Source organism: Variovorax paradoxus (assembly GCA_016806145.1).
Classification (GTDB): Bacteria; Pseudomonadota; Gammaproteobacteria; order Burkholderiales; family Burkholderiaceae_C; genus Variovorax.
In genome coordinates this window covers 1,411,466-1,435,078 of the sequence record CP063167.1, presented here as the reverse complement: position 1 = coordinate 1,435,078, position 23,613 = coordinate 1,411,466, and the positions used below count along the sequence as shown (strand labels likewise).

General features: G+C 69.6%; 15 protein-coding genes. 8 read left to right on the top strand and 7 right to left on the bottom strand.

The features are described from left to right. Positions 1-2 precede the first annotated feature (2 nt). The 6 genes from INQ48_37735 to INQ48_37710 all read right to left on the bottom strand — a co-directional run bounded on the left by INQ48_37735 (position 3) and on the right by INQ48_37710 (position 7,397). The gene (locus tag INQ48_37735; GenBank protein ID QRF61147.1) at positions 3-1,013 is read right to left on the bottom strand and encodes an alpha/beta fold hydrolase; all 1,011 of its coding nucleotides are present in this window, start codon (positions 1,011-1,013) and stop codon (positions 3-5) included. Positions 1,014-1,056: 43 nt separating this feature from the next. Next, positions 1,057-1,752 (bottom strand): ABC transporter ATP-binding protein, encoded by a 696-nt coding sequence (locus tag INQ48_37730; GenBank protein ID QRF61146.1) that lies wholly within the window; start codon positions 1,750-1,752, stop codon positions 1,057-1,059. After that, the gene (locus INQ48_37725) at positions 1,736-3,589 is read right to left on the bottom strand and encodes an ATP-binding cassette domain-containing protein (GenBank protein ID QRF61145.1); all 1,854 of its coding nucleotides are present in this window, start codon (positions 3,587-3,589) and stop codon (positions 1,736-1,738) included. The genes INQ48_37730 and INQ48_37725 overlap by 17 nt, the downstream gene beginning before the upstream one ends. Positions 3,590-3,602: 13 nt before the next feature. Next, positions 3,603-4,469 carry a branched-chain amino acid ABC transporter permease gene (locus INQ48_37720; protein ID QRF61144.1) on the bottom strand — a complete coding sequence of 289 codons (867 nt, stop codon included), beginning with the start codon at positions 4,467-4,469 and terminating at the stop codon, positions 3,603-3,605. A 12-nt stretch (positions 4,470-4,481) separates the two neighbouring features. Continuing rightward, complete coding sequence (locus tag INQ48_37715; protein QRF61143.1) at positions 4,482-5,729, bottom strand: ABC transporter substrate-binding protein; 1,248 nt, start codon at positions 5,727-5,729, stop codon at positions 4,482-4,484. A 297-nt stretch (positions 5,730-6,026) separates the two neighbouring features. Then, a complete protein-coding gene (locus INQ48_37710; protein ID QRF61142.1) occupies positions 6,027-7,397 on the bottom strand; it encodes an MFS transporter in 1,371 nt (456 codons plus the stop codon). A 196-nt stretch (positions 7,398-7,593) separates the two neighbouring features. Between INQ48_37710 and INQ48_37705 the strand changes: the two genes are divergently transcribed. The 4 genes from INQ48_37705 (at position 7,594) to INQ48_37690 (ending at position 12,661) form a co-directional block, all read left to right on the top strand. Then, positions 7,594-8,940, top strand: coding sequence for a fumarylacetoacetate hydrolase family protein (locus INQ48_37705; GenBank protein QRF61141.1), 1,347 nt, complete (start codon positions 7,594-7,596; stop codon positions 8,938-8,940). A 27-nt stretch (positions 8,941-8,967) separates the two neighbouring features. Next, entirely contained in the window at positions 8,968-9,744 is a 777-nt protein-coding gene (locus INQ48_37700) for a cyclase family protein (protein ID QRF61140.1), read from the top strand. A gap of 365 nt (positions 9,745-10,109) precedes the next feature. Then, on the top strand, positions 10,110-11,249 hold the full coding sequence (locus tag INQ48_37695) for a porin (GenBank protein QRF61139.1): 1,140 nt from the start codon (positions 10,110-10,112) through the stop codon (positions 11,247-11,249). A 137-nt stretch (positions 11,250-11,386) separates the two neighbouring features. Continuing rightward, positions 11,387-12,661 carry an MFS transporter gene (locus INQ48_37690; protein QRF61138.1) on the top strand — a complete coding sequence of 425 codons (1,275 nt, stop codon included), beginning with the start codon at positions 11,387-11,389 and terminating at the stop codon, positions 12,659-12,661. 43 nt (positions 12,662-12,704) lie between these two features. On the opposite strand, the gene INQ48_37685 is transcribed toward INQ48_37690, so the two are convergent. Beyond that, entirely contained in the window at positions 12,705-13,490 is a 786-nt protein-coding gene (locus INQ48_37685) for a helix-turn-helix domain-containing protein (GenBank protein ID QRF61137.1), read from the bottom strand. 182 nt (positions 13,491-13,672) lie between these two features. Between INQ48_37685 and INQ48_37680 the strand changes: the two genes are divergently transcribed. The 4 genes from INQ48_37680 to INQ48_37665 all read left to right on the top strand — a co-directional run bounded on the left by INQ48_37680 (position 13,673) and on the right by INQ48_37665 (position 23,603). Beyond that, the gene (locus INQ48_37680) at positions 13,673-14,368 is read left to right on the top strand and encodes a TetR/AcrR family transcriptional regulator (GenBank protein QRF61136.1); all 696 of its coding nucleotides are present in this window, start codon (positions 13,673-13,675) and stop codon (positions 14,366-14,368) included. Between the two features lie 30 nt (positions 14,369-14,398). Continuing rightward, positions 14,399-14,911 carry a hypothetical protein gene (locus INQ48_37675; GenBank protein QRF61135.1) on the top strand — a complete coding sequence of 171 codons (513 nt, stop codon included), beginning with the start codon at positions 14,399-14,401 and terminating at the stop codon, positions 14,909-14,911. Between the two features lie 78 nt (positions 14,912-14,989). Beyond that, a complete protein-coding gene (locus INQ48_37670; protein ID QRF61134.1) occupies positions 14,990-15,649 on the top strand; it encodes a hypothetical protein in 660 nt (219 codons plus the stop codon). A 469-nt stretch (positions 15,650-16,118) separates the two neighbouring features. After that, positions 16,119-23,603, top strand: coding sequence for an amino acid adenylation domain-containing protein (locus INQ48_37665; protein ID QRF63139.1), 7,485 nt, complete (start codon positions 16,119-16,121; stop codon positions 23,601-23,603). The last annotated feature ends 10 nt before the right edge of the window (positions 23,604-23,613 follow it).

Sequence of the window (23,613 nt, the reverse complement as noted above, 5' to 3'; positions counted from 1 at the left end):
GGTCATGCCGCCAGCAGTTCGCGCAGCGCGCTGTCGATGAACGCGTTGTCGGGTTCGTGCAGGCCCTTGCCCGCCAGGTGGCCCCAGTCGGAAGGCAGCACGCGCAGCTCGGCGTTGGGCATGTGCGCGACCTCGAAGGCCGAATCCTCGGGCGGAAAGTAGAGATCGCTCGACGAGGGCATGACGATGGCGCGCGCCTTGATCGCCGACAGCGCCGCGACGAAGTCGCCCCGGTAGACCGGGTTGTCGGCGATGTCGCCGTGCTGCCCGGTCCACAGCGACGCGACCAGGTTGTTGGCATCCTTCGACAGCAGCCAGCCTTCCCAGAACTCGATCAGGAAGTCCTCGAGCGAGGCGAAGCCCAGTGCCTCGATGTCGAGCCGGTCGCGCAGGAACTTCTGCGAGAAGCCCCAGCCCGCGTACACCCGGCCGGCGGCGCGCAGGCCGCGCTCGGGCTGGCGCTCGTAGAAGCCCTCGCGCCATTCGGCGTCGGCCTGCAGCGCGGCCTTCACGCTCGCGAAGAAGACCTGGAAGTGGCGCGACGCGCGCGCGGCGCCCTGGAACGGCAGCAGCCGCTGCACCATGTCCGGGTACAGCGCGGCCCAGTGGAACGCATGCACCGCGCCCAGCGACCAGCCCGTGACCAGGCGCAGGCTGTCGATGCCCAGGTGCTCGGTCACCAGCCGGTGCTGCTGCACCACGTTGTCGTAGACGGTCACGTTCGGAAAGCGGCCGCGGTTGTTGGGCGCGGGCTGGTTGCTCGGCGAGCTCGAGACGCCGTTGCCGAAGGAGTTCGGCACGACGATGAAGTACTCCGACGGATCGAGCGCCTTGCCGGGCCCGATCAGCCATTCGTTGTCGGCGTGCGTGCTCGCGAACCAGGTCGGGTAGACGATGGCGTTGTCGCGCTTGGCATTGAGCTTGCCGTAGGTCTTGTAGGCCAGCTTCGCGTTGCGCAGCATGCGGCCCGATTGCAGGGCGATGTCGCCCGCCTCGAAGATCTCGTGGTCCATGGTGTTCGTTCCTCTCTTTGGATGTGTGCGTGGATGTGGGGGCTCAGACGCCGAGCAGTTCCTGCAGGAGCGCGCGGTCGCCCTCGAGCTCGGCCTTGCGCGTCTCGCGCACGATGCGGCCCTGGTCCATGACGTAGGCGCGCTCGGCGATCGAGAGGCAGAAGTTCAGGTCCTGCTCGGCGACCAGCACCGACAGGCCGTCGCGGCGCAGCCGCAGCAGCACCTCGGCGATCTCGTCGACGATCGAGGGCTGCACGCCCTCGGTCGGCTCGTCGAGCAGCAGCAGCTTCGGCCGCGTGGCCAGCGCGCGCGCCATCGCGAGGATCTGCTGCTGGCCACCGCTGAGCCGGCCCGCGAGGTCGTTGGCCTTGGGCACCAGCGCCGGAAAGTCGGCGAAGGCGCGCGCGATCGCCTCGGCGCGCGGATGGCCGCAGGCCACGGCCGCCAGCGCGATGTTCTCGCTGACCGACAGCCGCGGGAACACGAAGCGCCCCTGCGGCACGTAGCCCAGGCCGCAGCGCGCGCGGTCGTCGGTGCGCTCGGGCAGCGGCCGGCCGTCGAGGCGCGTGTTGCCGCCCATGGGCGTGGCCTGGCCGACCAGCAGGCGCATCAGCGTGGACTTGCCCACGCCGTTGCGGCCGAGCAGCGCGACGATCTCGCCGCGCCCCACGCGCAGGCTGGCGCGCTCGACGATCGATGTCTTGCCGTAGCCGCCGCTGATCTCAATGGCTTCGAACATGCTGCTGTCTCCCGAGATAGATGTCCAGGATGCGTTCGTCCTGGCGCAGGGTGTCGAGGTCGCCCTGGGCGAAGACCTCGCCGCGGTGCAGGACGGTCACTTCGGCGTCGAGCGTGCGCACGAAGGCCATGTCGTGCTCGACCACGACCACGGCCGCCGTTTCGGCGAGCACGCGCACCAGCTGCGAGAGCTCGCGGCGCTCGTCGCCGGTCATGCCCGCGGCCGGCTCGTCGAGCAGCACCACCGAGGGCTGCAGGCACAGCACCATGCCGAGGTCCAGCCATTGCTGCTCGCCGTGCGAGAGGTCGGCCGCATCGCGCTCGGCCAGCGTCTCGAGGCCGAGCGCGCGCAGGGTGCGCTCGCTGAGCCGGTCGGCCACCGCGGCATCGCGGTCGCGGCTGTAGGCGGCGATCCAGAGGTTGGTGCGCACGCTCAGTTCGCCGAACACCTGCGCCACCTGCATCTTGATGCCCACGCCGGCCTGCACGCGGCGGTACGGCATCCAGCGCGTGACCGGTCGCCCGTCGAGCACGATCTCGCCCGCGTCGAGCAGGTGCGTGCCCGTGAGGCAGCGCAGCAGCGAGCTCTTGCCCGCGCCGTTCGGCCCGATCAGGCAGCGCACGCGGCCCGGCGCGAAGCGCTGGGTGACGCGGTTGACGGGCACCACGCCGCCGAAGCGCTTGACCCCGTCGCGGATCTCGAGCACCGGCGCCGGCACGGCCGCGCCTTCGCGCAGGCCGCGCACCAGGTCCACGTCCATCGCGGTCTTGGCCTGGCGCGCCTTGCCCTGCGCGCCGCCCGGCCCGCGCAGCGCCCACAACCGGCCGAGACCGCCGAGCAGCCCGCCGCGCAGGAACAGCACGAGCAGGATCAGCGCCACGCCCATGATCAGCGTGGTCTGCCCGCCGACCACGCCGCCGCCCAGCCAGTACGACAGCCCGCCGACCGCCACCGCGCCCACGAACGGACCGGCCAGCGTGCCGAGCCCGCCCACCAGCACGTAGATCGGCACCAGCAGCGCCTGCTGCGCGCTGAACAGCGAGGGGTTGAGGTAGTTGGCCCAGGCGCCGTAGAGCGCGCCGGCCAGGCCCGCGATGCCGCCGGCCAGCGTGAACACCACGAGCTGGCAGCGCCGCACGTCGTAGCCCAGCAGCTCGGTCTTGGGGCCGTCGAGGCGCACGCAGTCGACGACCGTGCCGAAGGGCGATCGCAGCAGCGCGCGCACGCCCAGCAGCACCAGCGCCGAGACCGCCAGCACGCAGGCGAAGGTGCCCTGCGGCCCGAGCCCCTGCGCGTCGGCGCCGAAGCCCAGCACCATGCCCGGGATGTTCGACAGGCCGTTGTCGCCGCCCACCACCGCGTCGCCGAAGCGCGCCGAGAACGAGATGCTGCCGGTCCACAGCAGCAGGGTGACGGTGTAGGTCAGGATGGTGGCCTGCAGCGCGCCGAGGCGGCCGTGGAACAGCAGCCAGCCGACCGCGCCGGCGGCGGCCGCGCCCACGATCGCGCCGACCGGCAGCGACCACACCAGCGTGTTGCCGGTGACGCTCGCGAGGTTGATCGCCGCCACGCTGCCCGCGTAGCCGCCGAGGCCGAAGAAGGCCGTCTGCCCGAGGCTCAGCATGCCGCCGCGGCCCCACACCATGTCCAGGCTCAGGCCCAGCATGCCGAAGATCAGCCAGGAGCTCGCGAGGTAGGCGAGGTACTCGTCGACGAAGAAGGCGCCGGCGCCCAGCACGACGGTGCCGGCGACGGTGGCCAGCCACCAGGGAAGCGCGCGGCGCGTGGTGGCCGCGGTCGTGGCCACGGGTGCGGCCAGGGTTCTGCTCATGTTCATGCGTGGCCTCCGTTCAGAGCTTCAGGCGCCAGCGCTCGGAGATGCCCTGCGGCCAGGCGCGCAGGGCCACGAGCGTGATCACGAAGAACACCACGTCGCCCGCGACGGTGGACCAGACGCTGGCCACCGCGCTCGCGGCCGAGCCCAGGATGCCGCCCGCGGCGATGGTGCCCGCGAGCGTGACCGGGCCCGCCACCACCACCGCCAGGAAGGCCTTGATGCCGAAGGCGAAGCCCATGCTGGGCGTGGCCGGCACGGCCGGCACCAGGATCGCGCCGGCCAGGCCCGCGAGGCCGCAGCCCAGGGCGAAGGTGAGGTTGTTGATGCGTACCGTGCGCACGCCCATCGCGGCCGCGGTGGCCGGGTCCTGGATCGCGGCGCGCGCCATCAGGCCGTAGTTGGTGCGCGTGAGCAGCGCATACACGGCCGCGATCAGCACCGCCGCCACCGCGATCAGGAACAGCAGGTAGCTGGAGATCGTGTAGTCGCCGATGCGCACGTTCGATGCCGGCATGCCGATGCCCGGCGTGACCGTGCCGAACAGCAGCACCGCGCTCTGGTAGAGCGCGAGGCTCAGGCCCCACATGGCCAGCAGCGTGTCGAAGGGCCGGCCGTGCAGGCGCCGCACGATCAGCCATTCGACCAGCGCGCCGAAGGCCGCGGCCGCCAGCGCGGCCAGCGCCACCGCGAGCGGAAACGGCACGCCCGCGCGCACCGCGGTCAGCGCCGCATAGGCGCCGAACATGATGAATTCGCCGTGCGCGAGGTTCACCACGCCCATCAGCCCGAACACCACGGCCAGGCCGAGCGTCGCGATCAGCAGCACCGAGCCGCTGGCGACCGACGAGAGCACGCCGGTCAGCAATTGATCCCATGCCATCGGGGGCCTCGCTCAGTTCGACGCGCCGGGCGTGAAGTGCTGCGCCGTCTGCGGCTTGGCGACCAGGTCGCAGACCTGGTCCTCGAACTTCGGCGCCACCGACGCGTAGGTCTCGACGATGTCGAAGCTCTGCGTCTTCGTGCCCACGCCGATGTAGATGTTCTGGCGCACGTGGTGCGACTTCGGCTGCATCGACACCGGACCGGCCGGCGAGTCGAAGGCCACGCCCTCGCCCTCCTCGAAGGCCTGGATCACCTTCGCGGGCTCGGCCGACTTCGCCTTGTTCGCGGCCTTGGCCCACAGGTGCACCGCGTTGTAGACGTCGACCGCGACCGCGGTCACCGGCTCCTTGTTGCCGTAGGCTTTTTCCCAGGAAGCCTTGAAGGCCTTGTTGCGCGGCGTGTCGAGCCAGGCGAAGTATTCGAGCGCCGCCACGATGCCCTCGCCAGCCTGCGGCGACACCACCACCTGCTGGTTGCCGCCGCCATAGTTGGTCGACACCACGCCCACGCGGCTCTTCAGGCCCGCGGCCGCCATCTGCTCGAGGAAGCCGGTCTGGTTCGCGCCCACCGGCAGCGCGACCACGAAATCGGGCTTGGCCTGCTGGATCTTGTTGATGGTGGGCGAGTAGTCGGTCAGCGTGAGCGGCAGGAAGTCGGCGCCGACCACCTCGCCGCCGAACTCCTTGGCGTAGAGCTTGACCCACTGCGCCGAGATGGTGCCGAAGTTGTAGTCGGGCGCCATGATGTAGACCTTGGGCCCGTACTTCTTGATCGCCCACTTCACGAGCACGCTGAGCTGCTGCGAGGCCGTGGCGCCGGTCACGAAGGTCTGCCGGTCGCAGGCGCCGCCTTCGTAGAGCGAGGAATAGAAGTAGGGGATCTTCGAGCGTCGCACGATCGGGCGGATCGCCTCGCGGCTCGAGCTCGTGAGGCCCGCGAACAGCGCCTGCACCTTGTCCTTGAGGATCAGCGTGGTCGTGTACTGCGTGTACTTGGCGTCCTCCGACTGCGCGTCGGCCTCGGCCACCTCGACCTTGGCGCCGGCCACGCCGCCCGCCGCATTGATTTCGTCGACCGCGAGCCGCAGCGCCCGGCTCTGCTGGATGCCGTAGATGTTGAGGCCGCCGGTCTTGTCGAAGATGGCGCCGATGCGCACCGGCTCGCCGGCGGCGAAGGCATGGGTGCCGAAGGCGGCGAGGCCCGCGGCGAGGAAGAGTCCGGCAAGCCGCGCGAAGGGACGCGAAGAAGGGGTGTGCATGGTGGCTGTCTCCTGGGGGTGTCTGGATGGATCGACGTGCCCGGGACGCCATGCCGATGCAAGCGCCGGCACGCGCGCATGGCCAGGCCATGCGAAGCGCGCGCAGGCGCGTCGGCAATGCGGTGCGACCGCGGACACGAGGGGGACGGCAGAACTGCCGAGGGGAGAACCAGCGAAGCTGCCGGTTGCGCCGCGAGGGCGCCGAGGAAATCCGGCAAAGCTGCCGGAGAAGGGAACGGGGCGCAGGTTAACGCAGCGCGCGCGCGGGTGTCAACGGGATGACACCCGAGGCCTTGCTCAACCTCCTGCGGCCGATGCGGGTTTCGTGCGCGGTCGACGCAGCATGCTGAACATGCCTGCCAAGGTCGCGAAGCCACCGGCAGTGACCAATGCCAGTATCTCGGCGTCGCCGCCATGCCCGTTCGAGACGCTGAAGATGACCGACAGGATCACGGTGCCCAGCGCTTGGCCCGCCACTCGCGCCGAGCTGAGCATGCCGCCCGCGGCACCGCTGCGCGACAGGGGCGCCGCGGACATGATGGCGTGGTTGTTCGGCGACTGGTAGAGCGCGAAGCCACCACCGGCCAGCAGCATGCGCCACGCCATGTCCCAGCCAGCGGCCTGGTCCGGCATGGCGGCCAGCAGCCACAGGCCGCAGGCGAACAAGGCCATCCCGGCGCCGCCGAGCAACCCGTCGGCATAGCGCCCGATCAACCGACCCGCCAGCGGTGCGGTGAGCATCGTCGCGAGAGGCCAGCCGGTGAGCAGCATGCCGGCTTCGAGCGGCGACAGGCCATGCGACTCGAGCAACAGGAATGGCAAGGCCAGGTAGGCCAGCATCTGCGCACAGAAGGCGCAGACCGAGCCGCACATCGACAGTGCGAAGACCGGGATGCGCAGCAGGTCCACGGGAAACAGGGGGCGGCTCAGCGGCCACTGCCGGCGCAGGTACCAGGCGCCCACGCACAGGCCCGCGCCGAGCAACAGCCACCCCGAAGACGGCCGGGCTCCCGTAACGCCGCGACCGTGCGCGTCCGCACCCAATTGCCCGACGCCGAGCAGGATCAGGCTGAACACCAGGATGTTCAGCAGCACATCGAAGGGCGAGGGTGCGACGTCGGTCGGACGCGGATCGGGATTGGAAGGCAGCGCGCGAAGGCCCAGCCACAGCGTGAACAGTCCCAGCGGCAGGTTCGCCGCGAACAACCAGGGCCACGAAGCCACGGAGAGAATCATCGCCGCCACGGTGGGACCGGCCATGGTCGCCGTGGCCACCACCAGCGAATTCACTGCCATGCCGCGGCCCAACAGGTCCTTGGGATGGATCAGTCGCACCAGCGCGGAGTTGGCGCTCATGATCCCGGCCGCGCCCAAGCCTTGGAATGCGCGCGCCACTATCAGCGCCGCCAGCGAGTTCGCGCACAGGGCCCCCAGCGAGGCCAGGGAAAAGACCAGCATCCCGGCCAGGTAGACGCGTCGATAGCCGAGGCGTTCGCCGAGCGCCGCCAGGGGCAGGATCAGCGCGAGGCTGGCCAGCTGATAGGCATTGACCACCCAAAGCGCCTGCGCCGCACTGACTTGCAACTCACGCGCCAGGACCGGCAATGCGAGATTGAGCAGGGTGTTGTCGAGCACGGCCAGCGACAGGCCGACCATCACGACCAGCATGGCTCGGCCGCGCGAGGCGGATGGCAGTCCGTCCCGGACCGAAGGGCAAGAAGGGTTCATAGGCAAGCCAATGTCCCCGGCGCCTGATTTTTTATCAATTTCTATTTTTCACCTATTGACAATCAGAAAATGAAAAATACGATGGCGGCTCGGTGCAAGAGAACCGAAGAGCCATCGAGCAACAGGGAGACAAGACATGCCGAATCTCAACGCCACGCACGATCCGACGCTGCGAAGCTGGGTCGATTCCGCCAACGACGGAACCACGGATTTCCCCATCCAGAACCTGCCGCTCGGCCGCTTTCGCCGTCGCGGCGGCACGCCGCAGGGCGGTGTCGCCATCGGCGATCGGATCGTCGACCTCAGGGCGGCTTTGGCGCTGGGCCTGTTCGACCGCGCATCGCCGCAGGCGAGAGAAGCGGCGCGGGCCGCCTGCGGCGACGATCTGCTGCCGCTGCTGCGGCTCGGCAACGAGGCAGCGGGTGCCCTGCGCGCGCACCTGTGCGCGCTGCTCGCGGCGAATGGCGCCGCGCGCGCCCACGCCGAGCGGCTGCTGGTGCCCCAGGCCGAGGTCGAGATGCTGCTACCCACCACCGTGCGCCAGTTCACCGACATGTGCGCATCGACCTTCCATATAGGCCGTCAGCGCGGCAATGACGAACGCGGCGAACCCATCTGCCCGCCGGTCTTCCGCACATTGCCCGTGGGCTACGACGGCCGCGCCAGTTCGGTGGTGTGCTCGGGCACACCCGTGCGCCGCCCGCTCGGAAGCTGGCAGGAACAACTCAAGTCCGGCGCGCTTCGCTTCGGCCCCGAGCCACGACAGGACTACGAACTGGAACTGGGGGCCTGGATCGGCGGCCCCGGCAATCGGCTTGGTGAACCGATGGGCATGAATCAGGCAGCCGACGCCTTGTTCGGCTTCAGCCTCGTCAACGACTGGTCGGCGCGCGGCATCCAGTTCTGGGAAGCGATGCTCGGCCCGTTCCTCGGCAAGAGCCTCGCGACCACGGCCGCGCCCTGGATCGTGACGGCCGAGGCATTGGCGCCCTTTCGCATTCCGGCCTTCGCCAGGCCCCAGGGCGACCCCGAGGTGCCGACGCATCTGCATTCGGCCGAAGATCAGCGCCAGGGCGGCTTCGACATCACGCTCGAAAGCCATCTGGCCACGGCCGACATGCGCGCGCAGCGCGAGCCCGACCTGCGCCTGTGCAGCAGCAATTTCTGCCACATGTACTGGACCTTTGCGCAGATGGTCGCGCACCACGCCAGCAACGGCTGCGCGCTGGCCGCGGGGGACCTGATTGCCAGCGGCACCTGCTCGGGACCCGCGCTCGACGAGGCGGCATGCCTGGCGGAACTGCATTTCGCCCCGTCCCCGACCCAGCCCGGCGGCGCTGCACCGCGATGGCTGCAGGACGGCGACCGCGTCACGCTGCGCGGCAGGGCGCAGCGCGAGGGCTACGTCGCGATCGGCTTCGGCGAAGCCAGCGGCGAACTGCTGCCCGCGCCGAGCTGGCCGGATTCCGACACACCTCGCTGAATTCCTTCCACTGCACAGGAGAGCACCATGCGCATGATCGATCTTTCCATCGCGATCGAAACGGGCGTGCCGTCCGATCCTCCGAAGCTGCTGCCGCAGATCGAGTACCTGAACCACACACAGAGCATCGAGGCCTACCTGTCGACGTTCCCTGGCCTGCGCGAAGACCAGTTGCCCAACGGCGAAGCCTGGGCCGGCGAATGGCTGCACCTGTCGACCCACAGCGGCACGCACATGGATGCGCCGTGGCACTTCGCGTCCACCATGGACCATGGCAAGCCCGCGCGCACCATCGACCAGCTTCCGCTGGAGTGGTGTCTGCAGAAAGGCGTGAAGCTGGATTTCCGCCATCTGCCCGACGGCTACGTCGTCCAGCCCGAGGATATCGACGTGGAACTGGCGCGTGTCGGCGCGACCATCGAGCCGCTCACCATCGTCCTGGTCAACACCTCGGCCGGCGCGACCTACGGCTTGCCCGAGTATCGCGACCGCGGCTGCGGCATGGGCCGCGCGGCCACGCTGCACCTGTTGGAGCAGGGCGTGAAGATCGTCGGCACCGATGCCTGGAGCTGGGACGTTCCCTTCCGCTTCATGCGCGAGCGCTTCGCTCGCGAGGGCGACCCTTCGATCGTCTGGGAAGGTCACAAAGCGGGCCTCGAAGGTGAGTACTACCAGATGGAGAAGCTGCACAACCTCGAGGCGATCGGCTCGCATGGCTTCCTGGTGGCCTGCTTTCCCATCAAGATCAAGGCGGCTTCCGCGGGCTGGACGCGCTGTCTGGCCATCCTTGACCCCTTGGCATGAGGCCGGCGATGGCGTGCCCATGGGCAGCCATCGCCGTCAACGCAGGCACCGCATCGCGCGGCAAGCAGCGTCGGTAATTCAGAAAAGAACGGGCGGCGATCCGGCCGACCCGCCATTCAGGGAGACAGACATGCACCGCAGTCCGACCAGGACGCTTGCCCGGCCCGCGCCCGAGCAAGCGATCGTCCCTCCGCCCTCGCGACAGAACTGCAAGCCGAGCGACCCGGCGCCGCCGCCGCGGCCCTGACGCGCCGCGTCGGAAACCGCACCACCGGGCGCCAGACGCCCATCGAGCAAGCGCCTTCTCGCGCAGACGGATGGCGCACGGCCGTCCCGCCGCCGCATGCATGACCAAGGAGACACGAATGCCCCGCAGATCACTGCTTCCACTTTGCGCCCTGGTATCGCTGACATTCACCGAGGCGGGTCGCGCCCAGTCCTCGCTGACGATCTACGGCGCCGTCGACCTCGGCATCCGGAGCGTGAGCGGCGACGGCATCGGCTCGAAGACTTCGCTGGCCAGCGCCGGCTACCGTGCAAGCCGCCTGGGCCTGCGAGGCACGGAAGACTTAGGCGGTGGCTGGCATGCGGGCTTCAAGCTCGAAACCACCCTCCACGCGGATGTCGGCGGCGTCGGTTCGCGTTCGCTGCCGGAACAGTTCTGGAACCGCGCGTCCTACGTCGAAATCGGCAGCAGATCCCTCGGCACCCTGCGCCTGGGTCACGACAGCAACGCGCTCTATCGTCGATGGCTCGAGAACGATCCCTGGTTCGCGGGCATGGGTTCGGCGAACAACCTGTACGACCTCACGCAGAACGGGCCGTTGCGTGAAAGCTTCGGCCCGGTCGGCCGGTACGAGACGACCGTGGCCTATTCCCGCAGGACGATCCAGTACCTCAGCCCCACGCTGAACGGATTCTCCGGCGTGCTGGCATACGCGACGCGCGCCGGCCAATCGACGACCACCGGCGGCGCCGGACTGCGGCTGCTCGAACTCGCCTACAAGCCCGACGACCGGCTGTCCTTCGCCGTCGCGCATTCGCGGACGCAAGCCCAGTTCGCCACCGCGGAATCGGTGCGCCGGCTGACCGACAGCCTCGTGGCGATGGCCTACGACCTGCGGTCCTTCAAGCTTGCCGCCGCGGTGCGCCAGTTCCGCGCCGAAACCAGCCGGGAGACCGTTGCCTACGTCACCGCCACGCTACCGATCGGCGGCGACCGCATCCATGCCACCTACGGCAGGAGCCGGCTGGCCGGCAGCGTGAGCTCGCACCTGGCGGCCGGTACCACGGCCGGCTCGATCGATGGCAATGGCACGTCGTTGTTCGCATTGGGCTATGTGCATGTCCTGTCCAGGCGCACCTGGCTCTACGCGAATGCCGTGCGCATGAACAACCGGGGCACTTCGTTCCTGGGAATACCAGGCGGGCCGACGCCAAGCGCAAAGACCTTCTCCGGCGGCTCCGCCACCGGGTTCGACTTCGGCATCACGCACAACTTCTGAGGCGGGCGATCGCCCGTTTCCCCGTGTTCCCGCGCGGTCCATGGCACCGCCGATCCACCTGCCATCGCAACCATGAAGGAGTCAGCATGAAGAGCAGTTCGTACAACAACTGGTCCGAGGTCACGCGAAACTGGCGCGTGCTTCTCGCTTCGTTCCTGGGGCTATGCATCAGCTCGTCGGGGATGTACATCTACACGAAGCCGATGTTTTTCGCCGAGCTGCACCTGAGTCTCGGCTGGTCGCGCAGCGAGCTGGCCATCGCGAGCATCGCGCACGTGGCATTCATCGTGGTACTGGCCCCCTTCGTCGGCAGCTTCATGGATCGCCGGGGGATCCGGGGTCCCATCGCCTTCTCCCTGGTCGCGCAGGTCGTCTGCTACATCGCGCTCGCCGCCATGCCGGCCAAGCTCTGGGCCTTCTACGGTCTCCAGGCGCTGCTGTCGGCGCTGGGCGTGGCGGCCACGCCATTGGGCTACTCGCGTGCGATCAGCTCCCATTTCGACGCCAAGCGCGGCTTCGCGCTGAGCGTCTCCATCAGCGGCATGGGCCTCATCGCGATCACCGCGCCCCTGATACTGCCGCCGCTCATGGCCGTCATCGGCTGGCGCGGCGCTTACCTGTCGATGGCGGGTTTCATCGCCGTGCTGAGCATTCCCACTCTCTGGCTGCTGGGCCCGGACAGCAGCAGGAAGTCGGGCGCGCAGCGCCACTCCCATCCACGGCTGCGAGGGGATGCCCAGTCTCTCGACAAGCGCGCGGCATCGGAAAGTGGCGAGCACGAGGACATTCCCCTCGTCCGCCGTCCCGTGTTCTGGCTGCTGATGGTCGCCTTCATGCTGCCCATGCTGTTCGGCTCGGGCTACATGTCGCACTTCATCCTGCTGCTGCGAGACCGCGGTTACAGCGCCACCGACGCCGGCATGGTGGTGTCGGTGATCGGCGCCGCGCTGTTCATCGGGCGCCTGGGCACCGGCTTCCTGCTCGACCATCTGTTCGCACCGCGCGTGATGGCGGTCATCCTGGCGATGTTCGGCGCCGGCCTGCTGATGCTGCGCAGCCACGAGCCAGCCCTGCTGCTGCCGGCGGCGTTCACCGTCGGCTTCGCGCTGGGCGCAGAGCTGGACGTGCTTGCCTACCTCGTCTCGCGCTACTTCCCGCTGAAGAACTATGGCAGGAACTACGGCGTCTTCTACAGCACCGTCTCGGGCGCCAGTTCCTTCAGCGCCTTGCTGCTCGCCCAGAGTGCCGAACGAACCGGCAGTTACGACCTGATCCTCGCGATATCGGCCGGCGTGATGCTGCTGAGTTCCGCCCTGTTCCTGTGCGCGCCGCGCTTTCCCTCACGCCAGGACCGCGATGCGCATCCCAAGACGACGGTCGACAGTCCCGCCGAGCCCCGCGCGCCATCGTGAGACGTCGGCCCTGCGTTGCGCGAACCCGGGCCTCGAGTCCCGGTTAGCTGCGCCGGGTCACGTCGGTCGCGACACCAGGCGGCCCACCGAGCTTGCGCAGGGCTTCGTTCATCCGCGCACCGGCCTGCTTCAACCGCGCCACCAGCTCCTCTGTGTCGAGTTCGGATCGCCTTTTGCTCGCGTAGACCAGGGAGATGCCGCCGACGCCCCACTCCCTCGAAGCGATGGGCACGCTGAGTCCGGAAATGTTCGACCGGCGCTCACCGTGACTTTCTCCGAAACCCGCACGTTTGATCGCCTGCAGGAAGAGCCAGAAATCCAGCCACGACTCCCCCATGCCCGCAGCGGCAATCTCCTTCTGGTGCAACGCATGGAGCTTCACCAACTGCGTGCGCGGCATGGCGGACAGGATGGCCTTGGAGATGGCGCCGCGAAACAGGGACAGCTGCCGGCCACGCGTGAACGGCATCTGCAGATCGTCGACGCCGCGCTGATGCAGGAGGTTGACGATATGGAATCCCTGCAGGCTGGCCAGCAGCGCGTCGCATGTCGTGACGCGCGAAAGTTCCTCCAGGATGGGGCGTCCGGCCTTGGCAACGGGGTCGGAGACACGCATGACGTACTCGAGTTCGATGATGCGCGTGCCCAGGATGTAGGTGCTCCCCATCGTGCGGCTGAGCAGGCCCTTGGCGCAGAGTTCGCGGATGTAGCGATAGCCGCTGGAGGTGGAAAGCTCGAGGCGTTCGCAGATCCCGTCAGCGGTCCAAGCCGGCGTCTCTTCGTCGAAGAGGTCCAGGATGTCGAGCATCTTGCTGAGGCTGGATGTCATTGACTAGTTTTTCAGGATTTGTCTTGCAAAGTATCTCCGCGCTTCGCGCCGTGGGTTGGCGGGTCGGAGCCACATGCTTGCAATTGTGGCGGTGGTCACCCGGGCCCGCCGTCCCTCGAACGAATGCCGGTCGAGGGTATCTGCTAATGCAGGTGAATTAATCGACTTGCATCATTCCGCCCGTGCCCGCCCTCGCCCGCCGAACTTCCAAGCCCGCCGCTCCCACGCCGCATGCCGACGCACCCGGCGACAGCACGCATGCGCGGCTGCTCGCCGAGGCCATGAAGCTGATGGCGCGCGAAGGCATGAATGCGGTCTCGCTGCGCCGCATCGTGGTGGCGGCCGGCGCCAACAACGCCTCGGCGCTGCACTACCACTTCGGCAGCCGCGAGGGACTGGTGGGCGAGATCACCGCGATGCTGCAGCAATGGCTGGAGCCGCGTTCGTGCGCGGGCCTGGAGGCGCTGCGCGCGCGGCCGCATGGCGTGCGCGACATCATGGAGGCGGCCTTCGGCCCGATGATCGAGATGCTGCAGACGCCAGGCTTCGGCCGCGACGCGGTGAGCTTCATCGGCCGGCTCGGCTGGGACTTCGGCGAAGCCGGCCAGCGGCTGTCCGCGAAGCTGCACCGCAGGCTGCTGGGCCTCGCGGTCGAGCTGCTCGAGGCACGGCTGCCCGGCACGCCGCGCGAGACGATCCAGTACCGGCTCATCCTCAGCATGAACGTCGTGTACTACGGCATCTCCTACCGCAGCTACCTCAAGCGCTCGCCCTTCGGCGTGATGCCGATGTCGGAGCGCGGCAACGAGGCGCGCGAGCGCCAGGAATTCATGGACTATCTCGAGGCCGGGGTGCGTAACGTGCCGGCCGCCGGCTGAGCGGCGCCTCGGGTTGCATCGGGAAGCAGCATGTCGACGACCTTTTCCCTGCCCGCCTTCGGCGCGCCGCCTGCGCCGGCGCCCGCGAAGGCCAGGCGCCCGGCGGTCCCGCGGCAACTGGCGCTGCAACTGCGTGGCAGTTACGAGAAGCTGCGCGAGCGCCGCTGCGCCTGCGCGCGCGGCGAGGCGCTGATCTTCCATTGCCAGCAGCAGATCCTCGAGTACGAAGCCGATCCGCGGCAGTTCGCGCGCACCTACTTCGCGGGCAGCGCACCCGATGCGTTCGCGGTGCTCGCGAGCATGCGGCGCGCGCGCGAGACCCTGGCGCGCTACCAGGGCGAGATCGCCCGCCTGCAAGCGGAACTCGCCGCGGCCGAGGCCGAATGCGCGCGCACCGAGCAATCGATCGAGGCGCGGCTTGCCACGCTCGGCGCGCCGCGGCCGAACTGGTGCCGCTGGCCCGAGGCGCCGCATGCGCTCGAGAAGATGCGCAGGAGCCATCTGAGCCACTTCCGGCTGCGGCCGCAGCCCGCGATCTCGTAGTCCCAGGTCCGCGCTCGCGCGGTGCATCGCCGCGCTTCGATAATCCCTGCCTTTGCCCGCACCGGATCCCACTGCCCCATGAGCGCCGCCGACTTCCTCCTGTCCCCCTCCGTCCAGAAGCTCCTGCAGGTGCTCTACGGCAATCCCGAGGAACCCTTCACCACGAACGAGCTGGCGCAGAAGACCCGGCTCGACGCCGCCGAGGTGGAGGGCACGCTCGCGCACCTCGTCGGCAGCGGCATGCTGTCGCGGCATGCCGCGAAGGAGGAACTGCCCGAAACCTTCACCCTCGACCGCGGCTTCGTCTTCCACCGCGAGCTGCGCCGCATCGCGCTGAAGTCCTTCGCGGCGGCCGAGCCGGTGCGCGCGATGCTGCGCGCCAGGTTCAAGGACTCGGTGGTGCGCGCCTTCGTGCTCGGCGAGGACGCGAACGGCATCGTGGAAGTGCTCGTCGTGCACGGTGCCGTGACGCCCGACGAAGCGACGATGACCGCGGCCTGCCGGAAGCTGTCGAAGGCCATCCATCGCCATCTGCAGGTGCACGTGATCTCGAGCGCGCGCTTCGACGGACTGGTGCCGCGCGATGCACTGGCCATGAAGCTCGCGGCCGACACGGCCTTCGAGATCGTCGCGCCGGGCGACACCAAGGCGCGGCTCAAGCCCGAGCGCGGCGGGCTGCTGAACAGCGCTAAGAAGACGCTGGCGGCGCTGTCGCGATCGGCGAGACGCAGCGGATGATCGGCGTGAATCAGGGCTTTATTTAATTACGCTGAAAGTCCTCGCAATACTTTTCTATTCACCACGGAATTCCGTGGGAATTAGGCCGTTCTTATTCACGCAATGCATTCGGCGGCTTCTCCAACATAGTTGCCATACCCCTGCTGCGCGTATTGAAGTTGTTGCGACGCAACAAACTTTTTCCTCCTGCTTTTCCCTCTGAAAGTAAGCCGAACCGCCTCGAAAATGAGGCTTTCTGGGTGCAGTGCGAAAAACCCCAGGAAACCTTTCTTGCTCAATTGAGAGCGTGAAATATTGCCGCACTCGAAACTGCCATCGAAGTGACTGCAACCGCTTGTACATTTGGTTTTTAAATGTCAACGGAATGTCAATTCGACCCGCTGCGGATATGCGAGAAGGCAGCTTCTGGCAATTCGCTTCGCGCCTGCAATGCCCCGTTGGCCACCCCATGTCCAACTTGGAGCAGCGCATGCAAGGCAGCGGTCCCCTGAGCAGTTCGGCGCCTCTCACCTCGGGTCAGATGGCGATGTGGCTGGGCGCGAAATTCGCGTCGCCCGACACCAATTTCAACCTCGCCGAAGCCATCGACATCGATGGCCCGATCGATCCCGCGATCTTCCTCGCGGCCCTGCGCCGCATCACCGAGGAGGTCGAGGCCACGCGGCTCAACTTCGTCGACGCGGGCCAGGGGCCGCGCCAGGTGGTGGCGACCAGCTTTGCGGGCGAGATCCCCTACCTCGACCTCAGTGCCGAGGCCGATCCCGCGGCGCACGCCGAGCGCTGGATGCGCGCGGACTTCGAACGCAACATCGACCTCGCGCACGGCCAGCTGTGGCTGTCGGCACTGATCCGCCTCGCGCCGGACCGCCACATCTGGTACCACCGCAGCCACCACATCGTGCTCGACGGCTTCGGCGGCGGGCTGATCGCGCGGCGCTTCGCCGATATCTACAGCGCGATGGCCGAAGGCGCCGCCGAGGTGCCCGAGGCGTCGCGCCTGGCACCGCTGTCGCAGCTGGCCGAGGAGGACCACGCCTACCGCGAGTCGGGCCGCTTCCCGCGCGACCGCCAGTACTGGACCGAGCGCTTCGCCGACGCGCCCGATCCGCTGAGCCTCGCGGCGCAGCGTTCGGTCAACATCGGCGGCCTGCTGCGCCAGACGGTGCACCTGCCCGCGGCCAGCGTGCAGGCACTGCAGCAGATCGCGCAGGAGCTCGGCACCACGCTGCCGCAGATCCTGATCGCCACCACCGCGGCCTACCTCTATCGCGCCACCGGCATCGAGGACATGGCGATCGGCATCCCGGTCACCGCGCGCCACAACGAACGCATGCGGCGCGTGCCCGCGATGGTGGCCAATGCGGTGCCGCTGCGGCTCGCGATGCGCGCCGATCTGCCGATCCCCGAACTGATCCGCGAAGTGGGCCGCCAGATGCGCCAGGTGCTGCGCCACCAGTCGTACCGCTACGAGCACCTGCGCAGCGACCTCAACATGCTGGTCAACAACCGGCAGCTGTTCACCACCGTGGTCAACGTCGAGCCCTTCGACTACGACTTCCGTTTCGCCGGCCATGCGGCACGGCCGCGCAACCTATCGAACGGCACGGCCGAGGACCTGGGCATCTTCCTCTACGAGCGCGGCAACGGGCAGGACCTGCAGATCGACTTCGACGCCAATCCCGCGGTACACACGGCGCAGGGGCTGGCCGATCACCAGCGCCGGCTGATCGCGTTCATCGATGCCGTGATCCGGCAGCCGCAGCAGGCCGTCGGCCATGTCGACCTGCTCGGTGCCGAGGAGCGCCGGCAACTGCTGGTCGGCTGGAACGACACCGACCACGCCGTGCCCGACACGCACCTGGTCGCGCTGATCGAGGCCCAGTTCGCCGAGCGGCCCGAGGCCGTCGCGCTGCGCTTCGAGGGCGAGGCGATGTCCAACGCCGAACTGAATCGCCGCGCCAACCGCCTCGCGCGGTTGCTGCGTGCGCGCGGCGCGGGCCCCGAGCGCACGGTCGCGCTCGCGATCCCGCGTTCGATGGAACTGATGGTGGCGCTGCTCGCCACCTTGAAGACCGGCGCGGCCTATCTGCCGGTCGATCCGGATTTTCCGGCCGACCGCATCGCCTTCATGCTCGGCGACGCAGCGCCCGTGTGCCTGGTCACCACCAAGGCGCTCGCGCAGGTGCTGCCCGCCGATGCCCCACGCCTGTTGATCGATGGGGCGCAAACGATTGCCGATCTGGCGAATTGCGACGAAGCCAATCTCGCCGTCGCGATCGACCCCGCGCACCCCGCCTACGTGATCTACACCTCGGGCTCGACCGGCCGGCCCAAGGGCGCGGTGGTGTCGCACCGCGCCATCGTCAACCGCCTGCAGTGGATGCAGGCGCGCTACGGCCTCGCGGCCGACGACCGCGTGCTGCAGAAGACGCCCTCGAGCTTCGACGTGTCGGTGTGGGAGTTCTTCTGGCCGCTGATCGACGGCGCCACGCTTGTGCTCGCCAAACCCGGCGGCCACAAGGACGCGGCCTACCTCGCGGGCCTGATCGCCGACGAAGGCATCACGACGCTGCATTTCGTGCCCTCGATGCTCGAGGTCTTCCTGCGCGAGCCCGCGGCCGCTGGCTGCACCAGCCTGCGCCGCGTGATCTGCAGCGGCGAGGCGCTGTCGCCCGCGCTGCAGGCGCAATGCCACGAGCGCCTGGGCGCCGAGCTGCACAACCTCTACGGCCCGACCGAGGCCGCGGTCGACGTCACCGCATGGGAATGCGAACGCGGCGAGACCACGCCGAAGAGCGTGCCGATCGGCCGGCCGATCTGGAACACGCGGATGTACGTGCTCGACAGCGGCCTGCAGCCGGTGCCCGTCGGCGTGGCCGGCGAGCTCTACATCGCGGGCACGGGCCTGGCACGCGGCTACCTGGGCCGGCCGCTGCTCAGTGCCGAGCGCTTCGTCGCCAATCCGCATGGCGCGCCCGGCAGCCGCATGTACCGCACCGGCGACCTTGCGAGCTGGCGCGCCGACGGCAGCCTCGAGTACCTGGGTCGCGCCGACCAGCAGGTGAAGATCCGCGGCCTGCGCATCGAACCCGGCGAGATCGAGGCGGTGCTGCTCCAGCATCCGCAGATCGCACAGGCCGCGGTGGTGGCGCGCGAAGACGCTCCCGGCGAGAAGCGCCTGGTGGCCTATCTCGTGCCGGCCGAGTCCGCCGATCCGCAAACGGCCGAGCTGCGCACGCACCTCGCGCAGGCGCTGCCCGACTACATGGTGCCCTCGGCCTTCGTGAGCCTGCCCGCGCTGCCGCTGGGACCGAGCGGCAAGCTCGATCGCAAGGCGCTGCCGCCGCCCGAGGTGCAGGCCGCCACGCCCTACGCCGCGCCGCGCACGCCCACCGAGAAGATCCTGGCCGGCCTCTGGGCCGAGACGCTGCACCTGCAACGCGTGGGCATCCACGACAACTTCTTCGAGCTTGGCGGCCACTCGCTGATGATCGTGCAGCTGGTCTCGATGATCCGCCAGCAGTTCATGATCGACCTGCCGCTCGACACGCTGTTCCAGGTCTCGACCATCGCCGGCCTCGCCGAGCTGCTCGACCAGGAATCGGTGGCGCGGCCCAGCCTGGTGCCGATGCCGCGCCCGGCGCGCATCCCGCTGTCCTTCGCGCAGCGCCGCCTGTGGCTGATGAACCAGCTCGAGGGCGCCAACCCGGCCTACAACATGCCGCTGGCGCTGCGCCTGTCGGGCACGCTCGACCGCTCGGCCCTGCATGCGGCGCTCGACGACCTGGTGCAGCGCCACGAGAGCCTGCGCACCATCTATCCGAACGAGGACGGGCTGCCGTGGCAGCAGGTGCTCGACGGCGCGCAGGCGCGCCCCGCCGTGCTCGAGGCCGACAGCAGCGAGGACGAGATCGCCGCGCAGCTGCATGCGGCCGCGGGCCATGCTTTCGACCTCGGCAGCACGGCGCCGCTGCGCGTCTCGCTGCTCAGGCTGGCCGACGACGAGCACGTGCTGCTGCTGCTCACGCACCACATCGCCGGCGACGGCGCCTCGCTGCTGCCGCTGGCGCGCGACCTCAGCGTGGCCTACGCGGCGCGCTGCGAGGGCCGGGCGCCGGACTGGACGCCGCTGCCGCTGCAGTACGCCGACTACGCGCTGTGGCAGCAGGAGCTGCTGGGCAGCGAGGACGATGCCGAGAGCATGGCCGGGCGCCAGCGTGCGTTCTGGCAGGCCACGCTGCAGGACCTGCCCGAACAGCTCGCGCTGCCCGCCGACCATCCGCGCCCGCTGGCGCCGAGCTACCGCGGCGACGTGGTGCCGCTGCAGATCGCGCCGCAGGTGCACGAGCGCATCCTGCAGCTGGCGCGCGACGGGCAGGCCAGCGTCTTCATGGTGCTGCAGGCCGCGCTCGCGGGCCTCTTGAGCCGGCTCGGCGCGGGCGACGACATCGTGATCGGCAGCCCGGTCGCGGGCCGCAGCGACCACGCGCTCGACGAGCTGATCGGCTGCTTCGTCAACACGCTGGTGCTGCGCACCGACACCTCGGGCCGGCCCAGCCTGCGCGAGCTGGTTGCGCGCGTGCGCGCCACCAACCTCGCGGCCTATGCGAACCAGGAGTTCCCGTACGACCGCCTGGTGGAACTGCAGCGCAGCGGCGCGGGCCGCGCGCGCACCAACCAGCCGCTGTTCCAGGTGATGCTGGGCTTCCAGAACAGCAGCCGGCTGTCGTTCAGCCTGCCGGGCCTGTCGATCACGCCGCAGCCGGTGGAGATCGACACCGCGAAGTTCGACCTGTCCTTCATCCTCAGCGAGCAACGCGGCGCCGACGGCCTGCCGGGCGGCATCGGCGGCGGCATCCAGTACAGCAGCGACCTGTTCGAGCGCGCCACCGTCGAGGCCATGGCCGCGCGGCTGGCCCGGCTGCTCGAGGAGGCCTGCGACGCGCCCGACGCGCCGATCGCCGAGCTCGCGATCCTGAGCCCCGAGGAACAGCACCGGCTGCTGTCGCAATGGAGCGGCCAGCCGCGCGAACTCGCGCCGCGTTCGCTGGCGGCCATGGTGGCCGCGCATGCCGCCGAGCGCCCGCAGGCGCCCGCCGTGGTGCTCGACGACGCGACCGTCGGCTATGCCGAACTCGACGCGCGCGCCAACCGTCTCGCGCAGCTGCTGCGCGCACGCGGCATCGCGCCCGGCGCCATCGTCGCCACGGTGCTGCCGCGCTCGCTCGACCTGGTCGTGGCCCACCTGGCGATCGTCAAGGCCGGCGCCACCTACCTGCCGATCGATCCGAACCACATGGCGGCGCGCAGCGCCTTCGTGTTCCAGGAGGCCGCGCCCGCGGCGGTGCTCACGCACGAGGCGCTGCTGCCGCAGCTGGCCAACGTCGCGCATTGCATTGCGCTCGACGCCTCTGACACGCTTGAAGCGATCGCGATCCAGTCCGAGGCCGCGCCCTCTGCACCGCCCGCCGATCCGCGCGAGGCCGCCTACGTCATCTACACCTCGGGCTCCACCGGCCTGCCCAAGGGCGTGGTCGTGCCGCATGCGGGCCTGGCCAGCCTCGGCGCCGCGATGCAGGAGCGGCTGGCGATCACGCCCGACTCGCGCGTGCTGCAGTTCTCCTCCTGCGGCTTCGATGCCTCGGTGATGGACCAGCTCATGGCCTTCCACGCGGGCGCCGCGCTGGTGGTGCCGGGCGCGCAGCAGCTGCTGGGCAGCGACCTCGCCGAGCTGCTCGAGGCCCGGGCCGTGAGCCATGCGCTGATTCCACCGGCCGCGCTCTCGACCCTGCCGCCCGGCGAGTTCGCGGCGCTGCGGACGCTGGTGGTCGGCGGCGATGCCTGCTCGGCCGAACTCGCCGCGCGCTGGGCGCCGGGCCGCCGCATGGTCAACGCCTACGGCCCGACCGAGATCACCATCTGCGCGAGCATGAGCGCGCCGATGGAAGCCGGCCGCCAGCCCTCGATCGGCCAGCCGGTCTGGAACACGCGCATGTACGTGCTCGACGAGCTGCTGCAGCCGGTGCCGCCCGGCGTCGCGGGCGAGCTCTACATCGCGGGCGCCGGCGTGGCGCGCGGCTACCTGAACCGCGCCGCGCTCAGCGCCGAGCGCTTCGTCGCCGACCCGCACGGCGCGCCCGGCAGCCGCATGTACCGCAGTGGCGACCTCGCACGCTGGCGCGCCGACGGCAGCCTCGATTTCCTCGGCCGCGCCGACCAGCAGGTGAAGATCCGCGGCTACCGCATCGAGCCCGGCGAGATCGAGTCGGCGCTGCTGCAGCATCCGCAGGTGACGCAGGCCGCGGTGATCGCGCGCGAGGACACGCCCGGCGACAAGCGCCTGGTGGCCTACTTCGTCGCCGCCGCCGATCCGCAGCCGACCGAGCTGCGCGCCCACATGGCGCGCGCCCTGCCCGACTACATGGTGCCCTCGGCCTTCGTGCACCTGCCCGCGCTGCCGCTCACGCCAAGCGGCAAGCTCGACCGCAAGGCGCTGCCCGAGCCCGAGCAGCAGGCCGCGGTGCAGTACGTCGCGCCGCGCACGCCCACCGAGGAACTGCTCGCCGGCCTGTGGCGCGAGACGCTGCGGCTGGAGCGCGTGGGCATCCACGACAACTTCTTCGAGATTGGCGGCCATTCGCTGATGGCGATCCAGCTCGGCATGCGCATCCGCCAGCAGGTGCGCGCCGACTTCCCGAATGCCGAGGTCTACAACCGGCCCTCGATCGCCGAGCTTGCCGCCTGGATCGACGACAACGCGGGCACGACCGAGGCGCTCGACCTGTCGCGCGAAGTGGTGCTGCCCGCGCATGTGCAGGCGCAGGCAGTCGCGCCCACGCTGGCACCGCGACGCGTGTTCCTCACCGGCGCCAGCGGCTTCGTCGGCAGCCACCTGCTGGCCGCGCTGCTGCGCGACACCGAAGCCCGCGTGGTCTGCCACGTGCGCGCCGCCGACGCCGAGGCCGGCGCGCTGCGCCTGAAGCGCACGCTGGCCTCGCGCCAGCTCGAATCGATCTGGGACGACGCGCGCATCGAGGTCGTCACGGGCGACCTCGGCAAGCCGCGCCTGGGCCTCGACGACGACGCCGTGCGGCTGGTGCGTGACGGCTGCGACGCGCTCTACCACTGCGCCGCGCAGGTCGACTTCCTGCACCCCTACGCCAACCTCAAGCCGGCCAACGTCGACAGCGTGGTCACGCTGCTCGAATGGACTGCGCAGGGCTGCGCGAAGACGCTGCACTACGTCTCCACGCTGGCCGTGATCGACCAGGGCAACGACCAGGAGGGCACGGTCACCGAGCGCTCGGCGCTCCACTCGTGGCGCGGCCTGGTCGACGGCTACAGCCAGAGCAAGTGGGTCGGCGACGCGATCGCGCGCGAGGCGCAGGCGCGCGGCATGCCGGTCGCGATCTACCGGCTGGGCGCGGTCACCGGCGACCACACGCATGCGATCTGCAACGCCGACGACCTGATCTGGCGCGTGGCCCATCTCTACGCCGACCTGGAAGCCATCCCCGACATGGACCTGCCACTGAACCTGACGCCGGTGGACGACGTGGCGCGCGCCATCCTCGGCCTCGCGGCACAACGCGCCTCGTGGGGCCAGGTGTTCCACCTGATGGGGCAGGCGCCGCTGCGCGTGCGCGACATCCCGCCGGTGTTCGAGCGGCTGGGCATGCGCCTCGAGCCGGTGGGACTCGACCCCTGGCTCGAGCGCGCGCATGCGCGGCTGGCGGTGGGGCAGGACCGCGACCTCGCGGCGGTGCTCGCCATCCTCGACCGCTACGACACCTCGGCCACGCCGCCGCAGGTGTGCGGCGCGGCCACGCAGGCGCAGCTCGAGGCGATCGGCACGCCGATCCGCCCGGTCGACCGCGACCTGCTGCAGCGCTACTTCGTCGACCTCGGCATCCACACCAAGGCGCGCCGCGCCCTGGAAACCACCGCCTCCTGAGGAGCATCCC

Excerpts from the sequence above, each read along its gene's own strand:
- INQ48_37735 (QRF61147.1), bottom strand. The coding sequence starts at position 1,013 with ATGGACCACGAGATCTTCGAGGCGGGCGACATCGCCCTGCAATCGGGC.
- INQ48_37730 (QRF61146.1), bottom strand. The coding sequence starts at position 1,752 with ATGTTCGAAGCCATTGAGATCAGCGGCGGCTACGGCAAGACATCGATC.
- INQ48_37725 (QRF61145.1), bottom strand. The coding sequence starts at position 3,589 with ATGAACATGAGCAGAACCCTGGCCGCACCCGTGGCCACGACCGCGGCC.
- INQ48_37720 (QRF61144.1), bottom strand. The coding sequence starts at position 4,469 with ATGGCATGGGATCAATTGCTGACCGGCGTGCTCTCGTCGGTCGCCAGC.
- INQ48_37715 (QRF61143.1), bottom strand. The coding sequence starts at position 5,729 with ATGCACACCCCTTCTTCGCGTCCCTTCGCGCGGCTTGCCGGACTCTTC.
- INQ48_37710 (QRF61142.1), bottom strand. The coding sequence starts at position 7,397 with ATGCTGGTCGTGATGGTCGGCCTGTCGCTGGCCGTGCTCGACAACACC.
- INQ48_37705 (QRF61141.1), top strand. The coding sequence starts at position 7,594 with ATGCCGAATCTCAACGCCACGCACGATCCGACGCTGCGAAGCTGGGTC.
- INQ48_37700 (QRF61140.1), top strand. The coding sequence starts at position 8,968 with ATGCGCATGATCGATCTTTCCATCGCGATCGAAACGGGCGTGCCGTCC.
- INQ48_37695 (QRF61139.1), top strand. The coding sequence starts at position 10,110 with ATGCCCCGCAGATCACTGCTTCCACTTTGCGCCCTGGTATCGCTGACA.
- INQ48_37685 (QRF61137.1), bottom strand. The coding sequence starts at position 13,490 with ATGACATCCAGCCTCAGCAAGATGCTCGACATCCTGGACCTCTTCGAC.
- INQ48_37675 (QRF61135.1), top strand. The coding sequence starts at position 14,399 with ATGTCGACGACCTTTTCCCTGCCCGCCTTCGGCGCGCCGCCTGCGCCG.
- INQ48_37670 (QRF61134.1), top strand. The coding sequence starts at position 14,990 with ATGAGCGCCGCCGACTTCCTCCTGTCCCCCTCCGTCCAGAAGCTCCTG.
- INQ48_37665 (QRF63139.1), top strand. The coding sequence starts at position 16,119 with ATGCAAGGCAGCGGTCCCCTGAGCAGTTCGGCGCCTCTCACCTCGGGT.